This is a genomic window from Staphylococcus sp. GDY8P85P (assembly GCF_017892405.1).
GTDB classification, from domain to species: Bacteria; Bacillota; Bacilli; order Staphylococcales; family Staphylococcaceae; genus Staphylococcus; species Staphylococcus borealis.
In genome coordinates, this window is the sequence record NZ_JAESLA010000076.1 from 1 (window position 1) to 11,880 (window position 11,880).

The following is an 11,880-nucleotide window of genomic DNA, read 5'->3' on the forward strand; positions in this document are numbered from 1 at the left end:
GATGTTTGCGTAGAACCAAAAGAATTCTGTCCCACTCCCTTGTTTATTTACGATACTTCCTATTGGTAGCTCGCTAGTCCAATTTTCTATGTTTGAAAACTGTCTATTCGATATTTTCTATGTTAGGCCTCACACTAAACTCCGTTTCATGATCCATTTTAGAACTACTTAAGCCGGGTTAACCATTTTACAAAATTCACAGTAGCTGACTGTACTGAAAAGGCATTTGAACATACAACAACCTTAGAATCACTCATTATTAATAAGCAGTCGAAACTATGTTAATTTGTATCTTTAGGCTGTGTAAGTATGGCGTTAAATGGTAAATACTTCTGCTCACATATTTATCACACTCAAACTGCAAAATGTTGCGAATACAAATATAACCATGTAAAACGAACTATCGCAAAAATTTGAACAAACTAATATAACGATAATATTTCACTATAAATAGCCCCCCCTTCCTATTTGTCAAAGGGTAGGGGAGTAGTTATATTTTTGTTTTATAGGATATTAAATTTATTTTATAAACAAACTTCAATAGAGTTTATATTTATGTAATACGTTTTTTGTACTTCTTAGAATTCGCCAATGCTTTATGTAGTTCATGATATAAATCGTATTTAAAATGCGTTATAATGAATAGGAAAAGACAAATATTAGGGGTGTCATTGCATGAGTGGACTTAGAAGTGTCACATTAGGGACAAGTGATCTTTCTAAAACAAACAAATTATTTAAAGATATTTTAGGACTTAATGTAGCAACTAAAAATAAAGCTTTACGTTTTGGTGATGCAGATTTAAGTCCAGGTACACGAATTCACTTTGTTGAAGTGCCAAATCCTGAATACCAAAACCAACATATCGCTAGTGTTGGTTTAAGAACACCATCTGATTCAGGTTTAGAAGAGTATCAAACCATTTTGAAAGATAATGATATTGAATTTGGTGAAGTAACTGAGTTAAATGGAAATAAACATTTTAGCTTCGAGGATAATAACGACCAAATCTTTGACATTTATTCAAATGAACTCAATACTGGCGTAGGTTTAGGTACACCTACTTTTGAAAGTACAGTAAACCCACTTCATCAAATCCAGGGTTTAGGACCTATAATTATTAAAGTTAATGAATTACCGGTTACCGCTTCTATCCTGACAAATGTGTTTAACCTAACGCATTATGCAGAATATGAATCGTCAGCTATTCCTGAAACAATGATTCAAGTGTTTCAAATTGGAGAAGGCGGTTTAGGTGGCGAAATTCATTTATATCAACCTAAAGATCCTATTGAACTTAAAGAAGAAGGTATTGTTGAACAAGTTGAGTTTAGTGCAAACTCTCAAGAGGCATTCGCACATGCGCAAAAGGAATTAGATGATATTGGAATTCCTTATCAAACGTTAGATCAAGGCGATGCTCAGTCATTACGCATTACCGAGAATAGTGGCATCTCGTTTATTTACACATTAGAAAAGTAATACAAAGACAATATGGAGGATTTAAATTTATGGCTATGTTACATGAAACTTGGAAAACACGTACACCAATTAAAAAGGTAGAAGTTATCAATACTGATGCAAAAAAATTCACAGTATCTGATATGTTAACAGTTGGTAAACAATATGATGTGATTAACGAAACCGAAGAATACTATCAAATTATTGATAATTCTGGTTTAGTTGGTGGTTATTACAAATCATATTTTAAAGAAATTTAGTATAAATCGTTATGTATGTTCATGATTAAATTAAGACTTAGGGGTTAACTTTGGATTTTAGATGATGTATAGGTTGTGCTAAACAATACATTACTTTCATCCAATTTAATCTCTTAGTCTATTTTTCATTTTAAAGAAGGAGCGTAAGTAATCAAAATGATTAAAAATCAATATATCAATTCAGATGAGTCAGTATTCAATGATGCTAAAGCTTTATTTAGTTTAAATAAGAACATTTTACTAAAAGGACCTACAGGATCGGGTAAAACAAAATTAGCCGAAACACTTAGTGCTACTGTAGATACACCAATGCATCAAGTTAACTGTTCTGTAGATTTAGATGCTGAAAGTTTACTCGGATTCAAAACAATTAAAACTAATGATCAAGGGCAACAAGAAATTGTGTTTATCGATGGTCCCGTTATTAAAGCCATGCGTGAAGGTTATATCCTTTATATCGATGAAATTAATATGGCTAAACCTGAAACATTGCCAATTCTCAATGGTGTGCTAGATTATCGACGTCAACTTACTAATCCATTTACTGGTGAAGTGATTAAAGCTGCGCCTGGATTCAATGTCATCGCCGCAATTAACGAAGGGTATGTAGGTACACTTCCTATGAATGAAGCCCTAAAAAACCGTTTTGTCGTCATTCAAGTAGATTACATTGATGGTGATATACTTAAGGACGTTATTAAACAGCAAAGCCAACTTCAAGATGATGCAATTATTGAGCAAATCATTAAATTTAATGAAGATTTGCGCACCATGTCTAAACAGGGACAAATTTCTGAAGAAGCAGCAAGTATTAGGGCATTAATTGACTTAAGTGATTTAATTACTGTCATGCCAATCGAACGTGCGATTCAACGTACGATTATTGATAAATTAGAAGATGAGCGTGAACAACAAGCAATCAAAAATGCGATTGAATTAAACTTTTAGAGAGGGATTATTATGAGCGATCGTTTTATCAAATTTAATGATGAGCAATTAGATGCTAAGCAAGTTATGATGTTGCAAGACTTAGCACGCTTACTTCTCAAAAATGAACAAACACAAGTTAAAATTCAAAAATTCCCTTATTATGATCCAATCAACAACACATTGATTACAAGTTGGTTCTGGTCGCACCGTCCCGACCATATAGAGAAAGCTGGACTTAAAACAGATGTCATGCTTGCCGCTTACGGATATCAAATGATGGATGAAACTATTGTTAATAATGTACTTCATGATGATGAATTTGCACATCCGAAGTTCTATCAACAACTTTTTAGATTACTTGAAGATATGCGTGTGTTTAATCATATTCGTATTGCACGTCCTAGCACAGCTAAATTAATAGATTTACGTTTACAAACGCGATTGTCTTATACGGAGTCTCAAATCAAATTTTATAAGACTAAAACAGTATATACTGACTTGCTATTTTTATATTTAGAAAAAGCATTTCTAAGCCAAAACTTCTATGATATTCCAACCATAGATTCACAATTAGATGATATTTTAAATTCAATGTTTCTGTACTTACCTAACTTTTTCCAAAATGAAACATCAGAAGATAATATGTACTTAGCACAACGCATCATGTTTCAAATCGATGATATATTAAACAAAGATATGTTAAACGAATATTATCATCTTCCTCGTAGGGTATATGAAGCAATCCACGAAATGTCATTTGATGAGTTGAAACGAACGGATGCAAGTAACGTCGACGGTAAAGATAATACATCTGAAGATACAGATGCAGAAACTGCTGAAGCTGAAACAAAAGCTCAAGATAGCAAATCAGAAGGCGGCGCATATCTTGAAATGGAACTTCATGAGGGTGAAAATAGTGAGGTTATGAGTGATAATGATACTGCACGTGAAGGTGATTCCACAGACGACATGACGGATATGATGACTAAAAAAGGGCGTGGTTCAGAAAATACACTGAACAACGATGAAGGCGGGTTTATTGGCGAGAACGCTTCATTTGCACTTAAAGGAATTAACGAAAATGTTGAAATCAAATGGAATGTGCCTGATATTGAACCTGATTTCTTGCTAGCATATCAAGATGTTAAAAATGATGTTCAATTCGAAACGAAAGATTTAATTCAAATTATTAAAAAAACGATTGATCGAGAACATGTAGATGAGCGTCACAATTTACCTAAAGGTCGTTTACAACGAGATTTAACTAATTGGTTTATCGATGACCAATATAAATTATTTTATAAGAAACAAGATTTAAGTAAGACGTTCGATGCTACTTTCACATTACTAATTGATGTGTCTGCAAGTATGTTCGATAAGATGGAGGAAACAATCAAGGGTGTTGTGCTTTTCCATGAAACGCTTAAAGCATTAAATGTTAAGCATGAAATACTGGCATTCAATGAAGACGCATTTGATTCTGATGATCGTAAACAGCCTAACATCATTGATGAAATTGTTCATTACGATTATTCAACTATGGAAAAAAGCGGGCCACGAATTATGTCGTTACACCCGCAAGACGATAACCGTGACGGTGTAGCCATACGTATTGCTAGCGAACGTTTACTAAGAAGAAGTCATAATCAACGTTTCCTAATTGTCTTTTCTGATGGAGAACCTTCAGCTTACAATTATGCGCAAGATGGTATTTTAGACACGTATGAAGGCGTAGAAATGGCACGTAAATATGGTATTGAAGTATTTAATGTGTTCTTGAGTCAAGATGTTATTACAGAAGACATTGAACAAACTATTCACAATATTTATGGACAATATGCCTTATTTGTTGAAGGCGTAGAAAATCTTCCAAGTCATCTATCACCATTACTCAAAAAATTACTACTAAAATCATTTTAAAATTTTGTATAAATATAGCTTTAAATATATATCAACTTTTCAAATTTTCTGAAATCACATAGACTTGCAATTCCTTTTTATGCTAGAATGTTTAATATTGCAAACATACACATAAAAAGGAGCAATTCTATGAATAAGAATACTTGGATTGTAGGATTTACTTTATTCGCTATGTTTTTCGGCGCAGGTAATCTTATTTTTCCACCAAATTTAGGTCAAGATAGTGGTCATTTCTTTTGGCCCGCTGTGATCGCATTTTGTTTAACAGGCATTGGCTTACCGTTACTAGGCGTTATTGTAGGCGCTTTAGATAAGCAAGGCTACGTAGGTTCTTTAAACAAAATATCACCTAAATTTTCAATTATATTTTTAATTATTATATATTTAACAATCGGACCTCTGTTTGCAATTCCGCGTACAGCTTCAACTTCATTCGAGATGACTGTCACACCAATTGCTCATACAAATAGTAATCTTATACTATTCATATTTACGTTGATTTATTTCCTAATCGTTCTTTACCTTTGTATTAATCCAGGTAAAATTGTAGATCGTATCGGATCATTGTTAACGCCACTATTGTTGATAACAATTTTAGCCATGATTATTAAAGGTTTCGTCGATTATAGTGGTAATACGCCATCTCATGGAAATCAAGTTGATTATAGTTCAGCTATCGGAAGTTTTTCGAAAGGTTTTACAGAAGGTTATTTAACGATGGATGCAATTGCAGCAATTGCTTTCTCAATGATCGTAGTGAATGCAATAAAAGCAACAGGGGTAAAACATGCAGATCAAATATTTAAACAAACCGTAATGTCAGGTTTGATTGCTGCTGTAGCACTCATCTTCATATACGTGTCATTAGGATTTATAGGTAATCATATGAACGTGGACAATGAAACACTTAAAAATTTAACTGCTAAAGATCAAAATGTAGGTGCCTACTTATTAACAACAATGGCAGCAAGTGGTTTTGGTGTCTTTGGCAAATATTTATTAGGTATTATTGTTGCATTAGCTTGTTTGACAACTGCTTGTGGCTTAATAGTGGCTGTAAGTCAGTATTTCAATAGAATATTCCCTAAAGTTTCGTATAAAGCTTATACAATATTCTTTACTTTAATTAGTTTTATATTGTCCAATTTAGGTTTAAATGCAGTAATATCCATGTCTGTTCCTGTATTGAGTATTATTTATCCAGTTGCAATAACTGTGGTATTACTTATCTTACTTGCAAGATTTATACCAACTAAGCGAATTGCTCAACAAATACCAATTGTTGTCATTAGTATCGTTTCTATTTTGAGCGTTATTAGTTCTAACGGTTGGGTGAAGATGTCATTTATGGATGCTTTACCATTAAAGCAATATTCATTAGAGTGGTTCCCAATAGCAGTGATTGCTACCATTATTGGTTATATAGTCGCTAAGTTTGTAAAACAGGATTATATTATTTATCAAAAAGAATAGTTCCTCACCAAAAATTTACAACAAGTTGAAGACATTAAAAAGCACATCAGACTCAAATTGAGTTGTGATGTGCTTTTGTTTATATGCTATTCTTTCTTCATAGAAAGTAAGTGTTGTTTTAATTCATCTTCTAAACCAACGAGTTCTTTTTCTGCTTCTTTACGTTTTTGGCGACCATTTTGTTGAATTTGAAGTGTTTGTTCTATCGTTTCGATAATATCGCTTTGTGTCGATTTAAGTGTTTCAATATCAACAATACCGCGCTCATTTTCAGTAGCAGTTTCAATAGCGTTTTGTTTTAACATCGCCGCATTTTGCGTAAGCAAATCATTGGTTGTATCAGTTACTGCACGTTGTGCAGACACTGCATTACGTTGTCTCATCAATGTAAGGGCAATCGCCATTTGATTTTTCCAAAGTGGAATACTTGTAAGAATAGAACTTTGAATTTTCTCAGCTAAAGCCTGATTCACATTTTGAATCATACGGATTTGTGGTGCAGTTTGTATTGCAATTTGACGCGATAATTGTAAATCATAAATGCGTTTATCTAAACGATCAACAAATTGTTCCATATCCGCGACAGCTTGGATATCCATTTGATTGCCACTTTGATGCGCATTTGCTTGTAATTTTGGAATATCTTCAGCTTGTATTTCATGTTTTTTTCTTTTAGCAGCAGCAATATATAAATTAACATCATCAAAGTAATCTTTATTTTGTTGGTATAAACCATCTAATAATTTAATGTCTTTAGATAGATTATTTTTGTGTCTATCAAGCTGAATTGTAATTCTATCAATTTGCGCACTAACAGATTGCATTCTTGAAAACACTTCATTAATAGAAGCTTTCGTACGTTTAAATAAACGTTTTAACTTAGATTGTTTCTCTGGATTTAATTCATCAGGGTTGACGGCTTTTAGTTTAGACATTAGCTGATTAAGTGAATCCCCAACAGGTCCAATATCTTTTGTCTGCACTTCATCCAACATTTTATGCGAGAATTGAGACATGTTTTCTTGTAAATGAGTACCATAAGTTAGTAACCCATCATTATCTAAAGGTTTAATTTGTTGACTAATAGTTTCAATCTTTTGTAGTTCTTTATCAGTAAATTGTTGATGAAAATCGTCTAAAACTGTATTATCATGTGCTAGGTTAATGTTGTTTTCATTATTTAAATTATTAAACTGTTGTTGTTCTATATAATCATCTAATGGATGTGCGTTGTTAAATTGTTCATCTCGAGACATTTAAGTAAATCGCTCCATTTCTTTATTCTATTTATCTTTATGACGTGTTTGTTCCAATTTATTAAGTTGCATTTCAACATCTAGACGTTCGTAATCATCTTCATTGATTCTCTTCAAATCAGCAATTAGTGTACGTTTCACTTCATCTAGCGTGATACGTGTTTGTTCTAATTTTTGCTTTTCTTCAACTGATTTTTTTGGCATTTTAGCCAGTCGAGTATACGACTCAATTAAATTTAAAGCATTGTCTATATGTGAGTAAAAGAAACTTTCAACTTTAAAGAACATTGCTGGTCGTTGTTTAACAGCAAAGTGAATAGACTTTGATATTCTATAGATATCATTTATTTGTCTAAAATCCTGAATAGATCTTACATTAATAAATGACTTCAATATAGTACGTATCTTGTCTTGGGTTTGCTTTAAATGGTTTCTCACGTAATAATAGTCTCTTCGTGAAAGGCCAATTTCTGTTAAATACTTCTTAGACGTAAGTCGTTGAGTAGGGAAGTAGGACACAAAAAACATCCCAATTCCTATTAAACCATCAATAATGAATGATAAATCAAAGCCAAAAACGCTGATCAACCATGACACTATTGCTACTGGAACCCCCACAATCACGCCAAAAAGTCGAGAAATATTGTATCTCAAATGACATCTTCCTTTTTATATTTAAATCGATTTAAAGTCTGTAAAATCTTCACTCAAATTAGTTTCTTCAAGTTCATAGTGTGTAACATGTGAAGCAGGTGATGCACCATTGATCACAGCATTAATAAACTGATCAATATTATCGTCATTACCTATTGCATATATTTCAACATAATCATCTACATTCTGAACTGTACCTTTAACATGATATTTGATTGCTAATCTTTGCGTATAATATCGAAAACCTACACCTTGAACAGTTCCAAACACTTGTAAATGCTTTTGCTTCATAGTATCACCTCTTACACTTATTATACGTAGTTTTATACTAAAAAACTAATATTTACTATTGAATCAAGAGGCTATCAGTCAAAAGTATGAGCCGTTATATTTTTAATTCAGATATAAAATAGTTAAAATAAGTATTATAGGTTAATTGAGAGGGGATTTATATATGTGGACAGTTACCAAGATCAGAGCTGACTACGAGGGATGGTGGTTATTTAGTGACTGGACAGATAAAATTGTTGAACAACATCAATTTTCAACGTATGCTGAAATGATTGATTACTATAAAAATATAATTGCAAAAAGTAAAAATGATTATGATAATTATGTTGTTGGTAAATACAATATTCATGCATTTTATAACAACTGTGATTTAAACTTTTGTGAAGATTGTGAAGAAGACTTACAAATATTTTATAGTTTTATTGTATTAAATAATAAAGAAGTATATTATAATCTACCAAAAATTAATTAAAAGATAATTTTCTATAATTGTATTGCAATTTGGTAAGAACTAACATATAATTACTACTAAGCAATGGTTTTATTCCATATTGCAAAGAATATCTGTAAGAGTTATTTATAGCGTTTCGTTATTCATACATAATTGTCACATGTATTTTTTGTAATATGCGAATAATGCATATTGAAAGAATTTAGTCTTGGAGGTTTCAGAATTATGAAACAAGGTACAGTTAAATGGTTTAACGCTGAAAAAGGTTTTGGTTTTATCGAAGTTGAAGGTGAAAACGACGTATTCGTACACTTCTCAGCAATTAACCAAGATGGTTACAAATCATTAGAAGAAGGTCAATCAGTTGAATTTGAAGTAGTTGAAGGCGACCGCGGTCCTCAAGCTGCAAACGTTGTAAAACTATAATAAATAGATTGTAAAATATTGACTTTAGTAACACCTTACCAAGATGTAAGGTGTTTTTTATTTTAAGGGCTCTTCGTCAAATCGGACTGATGAGTCCTAATATTGAGATTAAGCAACCTTAGGTTGTTTAATCTCTTTTTTTGTTGTTGAGGCAAATAGTCGCGAAGTTATTATAGAGCCTTTTTATTTTAAGTTAATAATGGCTTTAGAAAAGGATTGTACGAAAAATGAGTTCACCTTTTATTGAATGGTGCAAAATAAAATATTGTTTTTTATTGTATAAATATATTATTATTAAACTGATAAGTAGGAGAAAGGAGAGATGATTATGTTAAAACTTTTAGATATTTTCCAATTCTCAATTGGTAGATTTTATATCGGCTATCGTGGCCGTCATATTAAATGGTAATATCAATCTTAAAAAATCGAAGAATAATTTGTATATTTGCAATTATTTGTATAATACTCAGTAGTTCAATGATGCTAAATTTATTAATAGGCTTAACTGCTTATCTAATAAAATCAGAATTTTTAGAGTTTATAGTTTTATTGTTAAGTATTAACATCTGTTTTTTAATAATACCTACTTATCTTTCTTCAATTTTTTCTTATAAATTCGATCCATACTCAATGTATAAATTTTCAAATATATTAATTTACACAATTATTTTTATTTTAGTGTTTTATTTTTTTGATGATTTTAAATTAACATTATTTTATTTAACAATTGCAATGGGAGAAGAATATTTATTTAGAGAAGTTGTTTATAAAATCCTATTAAATAATTTTAGTTTTATCAATTCAATTATTATAGGTTCTTTATTGTTTTCTTTGTTATTACATTTAAATGAGTCAATAATAACAAATTTATTAATTAGATTCCCATCTAGTATTTTATTATATTTATTAAGATATGCTTTTGGTCTTAGGGCATCTATAAGTGTTCATTGGATTTATAATATTTTAGTTTCAAAAGTAATAGGGTGATTGTATGAAATTAGCACTTATTTCGATTTTAGTAAATTGTATTTTTTATATTTATTTAGCTTATTTGGGCTTAGATATAAATTTATTTTTATCAACTGTTTTAACTATTATTATTCCTTGCTTAATTTCTTCAATAGCAATAATCTTTGTTAAACCATCAATATTACATGTGTTAATCACTGTTGCATTTAATGTTTTTTATTATATAATTTACAGTTTATATATTATGAATTTAGATGGTTATTTAGAATATGTTTCTAAATATAATATTGATAATAATGATATAAATATACAAGTGTCACCAAATATGTTAGAAATCTCTCAAGTAATTTTTTTAATATTGGCTTATTTAATACCTCAACTATTCATAATATTTATTAAATTTAAAAAAGGGGAGAAACATGTTAGAATTTAAAGATATTTCAAAAAATATCATAAAAAAGCAATTTTAGAAAATATAAATTTCAAAATATGTAAAGGGGAAAAAGTCGGTTTGCTTGGTACTAATGGGGCAGGTAAAACTACTTTAATGAAGCTAATTGCTAAATCTCAGTTGCCTACCCAAGGTCATATTTTTTATAATGGCATTGATATAAATAGTAAAGATAACGTTTTAAATGATTTTGCATTTATGATTAATCAAATCTATTTCCCTGAAATTAGCGCTAGAAAAAATTTAGAATATTACTTAGAAATTAATAATAAAAAAGAATATTCTAAAGATATAAGTAAAATTTTAAATCTAGTTGCTCTAGAAGATAACTCGAAGAAAGTAAAATACTTTTCATATGGTATGAAACAGCGATTATGTTTGGCGTTATGTTTAATAATCAAACCAAAAGTTGCTATTTTAGATGAACCATTTTTAGGTTTAGATCCTATTGGAGTACAAAAATTAATAACAATCATCGAACAATTTTCTAAAGAGAATGACACAATTTTTTTAATATCTAGTCATCAATTAAAAGAATTAGAAGGATTGTGCACAAGGTTTTTATTATTAAATAAACGAAAGATTACAGAAATAGATGTTAAAGAACAAAACAATATTATAAAAATGAAATTTAAAAAAACAATTAACAATATTGACAATTTACTTTCTAAGTACTCATTTATTGAAAAAATCGACTTAAATATTGTCACTATAAAAAATGAGAACGATAACTTGTCTAAATTACTTGTAGAGTTAAGGGATAATTCTTTATTAGAAGTTATACATAACTCACATGATTTAGAATCATATTTTTATCAAGAGTAGGTATTTCAAATGTTTAAATTTATATTCATGTATGTTTTTAAGATACGTGCCACATGGTTACTTTTAATTTTAGGTCTCTATCCTTTATTAATATTTTTAGCACAATTTTTAAATAGTAATTTCTTATCACTCTCAGCTAGTCAAGCTGGTAGTGTAAGCTTTTTGGAAACCTTTATTGCGATATATGATACCCAGCAAAAGTCAATGCTATCATTAATAATAGTTGCTTATTTAGCATCAATATTATTCTATAATGAAATTAGTACTAGTCGTCTTCTTTTTTTCAAAGATCAGAATAGAAATAAAATTTTTAATAATAAGTTTTTATCAATCATTATTGTTTATATTACTTTTCTAATTATATTGTGTGTATCCTCAATAATTGTTTATTTATATTTTGTGAATAATCATGATTATTCATCACATTCTTTATTATTAAAAGATACTAAATATAATCATTATCTAATGACAAATTTGATGGGCTTATTTTTTAAGTCAAGTCCAGACTCCTGT

13 protein-coding genes and 1 pseudogene are annotated in these 11,880 nt (G+C 30.1%); 11 read left to right on the forward strand and 3 right to left on the reverse strand.

Annotation, left to right across the window (positions count from 1 at the left end):
• Positions 1-675 precede the first annotated feature (675 nt).
• The 5 genes from KA828_RS12770 to brnQ3 all read left to right on the forward strand — a co-directional run bounded on the left by KA828_RS12770 (position 676) and on the right by brnQ3 (position 6,044).
• Entirely contained in the window at positions 676-1,482 is an 807-nt protein-coding gene (locus tag KA828_RS12770; protein ID WP_075108483.1) for a VOC family protein, read from the forward strand.
• A gap of 35 nt (positions 1,483-1,517) precedes the next feature.
• Positions 1,518-1,721 carry a DUF6501 family protein gene (locus tag KA828_RS12775; protein WP_075108497.1) on the forward strand — a complete coding sequence of 68 codons (204 nt, stop codon included), beginning with the start codon at positions 1,518-1,520 and terminating at the stop codon, positions 1,719-1,721.
• A 156-nt stretch (positions 1,722-1,877) separates the two neighbouring features.
• Positions 1,878-2,669 (forward strand): ATP-binding protein, encoded by a 792-nt coding sequence (locus tag KA828_RS12780; RefSeq protein WP_210126349.1) that lies wholly within the window; start codon positions 1,878-1,880, stop codon positions 2,667-2,669.
• A gap of 12 nt (positions 2,670-2,681) precedes the next feature.
• On the forward strand, positions 2,682-4,571 hold the full coding sequence (locus KA828_RS12785) for a vWA domain-containing protein (protein WP_210126350.1): 1,890 nt from the start codon (positions 2,682-2,684) through the stop codon (positions 4,569-4,571).
• A 129-nt stretch (positions 4,572-4,700) separates the two neighbouring features.
• The gene (brnQ3, locus tag KA828_RS12790; protein WP_075108480.1) at positions 4,701-6,044 is read left to right on the forward strand and encodes a branched-chain amino acid-like transporter carrier protein BrnQ3; all 1,344 of its coding nucleotides are present in this window, start codon (positions 4,701-4,703) and stop codon (positions 6,042-6,044) included.
• A gap of 86 nt (positions 6,045-6,130) precedes the next feature.
• Here brnQ3 and KA828_RS12795 read toward each other — a convergent pair whose 3' ends face one another.
• From KA828_RS12795 to KA828_RS12805, 3 genes are read right to left on the reverse strand one after another with little or no spacing between them, the layout of a single operon-like run.
• The gene (locus KA828_RS12795) at positions 6,131-7,300 is read right to left on the reverse strand and encodes a toxic anion resistance protein (RefSeq protein WP_193839349.1); all 1,170 of its coding nucleotides are present in this window, start codon (positions 7,298-7,300) and stop codon (positions 6,131-6,133) included.
• Positions 7,301-7,327: 27 nt separating this feature from the next.
• Positions 7,328-7,954, reverse strand: a complete 627-nt coding sequence (locus KA828_RS12800; protein WP_053030888.1) for a 5-bromo-4-chloroindolyl phosphate hydrolysis family protein — start codon at positions 7,952-7,954, stop codon at positions 7,328-7,330.
• Positions 7,955-7,975: 21 nt separating this feature from the next.
• Positions 7,976-8,245, reverse strand: a complete 270-nt coding sequence (locus KA828_RS12805) for an acylphosphatase (RefSeq protein WP_053030890.1) — start codon at positions 8,243-8,245, stop codon at positions 7,976-7,978.
• 163 nt (positions 8,246-8,408) lie between these two features.
• Between KA828_RS12805 and msaA the strand changes: the two genes are divergently transcribed.
• From msaA to KA828_RS12835, 6 genes and pseudogenes are all read left to right on the forward strand, one after another.
• Positions 8,409-8,717 (forward strand): regulatory protein MsaA, encoded by a 309-nt coding sequence (msaA, locus tag KA828_RS12810; RefSeq protein WP_070855609.1) that lies wholly within the window; start codon positions 8,409-8,411, stop codon positions 8,715-8,717.
• Positions 8,718-8,921: 204 nt separating this feature from the next.
• Entirely contained in the window at positions 8,922-9,122 is a 201-nt protein-coding gene (gene cspA, locus KA828_RS12815) for a cold shock protein CspA (RefSeq protein WP_002433901.1), read from the forward strand.
• A 480-nt stretch (positions 9,123-9,602) separates the two neighbouring features.
• Entirely contained in the window at positions 9,603-10,109 is a 507-nt protein-coding gene (locus KA828_RS12820) for a CPBP family glutamic-type intramembrane protease (RefSeq protein WP_242450162.1), read from the forward strand.
• A gap of 4 nt (positions 10,110-10,113) precedes the next feature.
• Positions 10,114-10,524 (forward strand): Msa family membrane protein, encoded by a 411-nt coding sequence (locus tag KA828_RS12825; protein ID WP_070855606.1) that lies wholly within the window; start codon positions 10,114-10,116, stop codon positions 10,522-10,524.
• A gap of 78 nt (positions 10,525-10,602) precedes the next feature.
• Complete coding sequence (locus KA828_RS12830; protein ID WP_245336100.1) at positions 10,603-11,367, forward strand: ATP-binding cassette domain-containing protein; 765 nt, start codon at positions 10,603-10,605, stop codon at positions 11,365-11,367.
• Positions 11,368-11,376: 9 nt separating this feature from the next.
• A pseudogene (locus tag KA828_RS12835) lies at positions 11,377-11,880 on the forward strand (hypothetical protein); the annotation flags it as partial.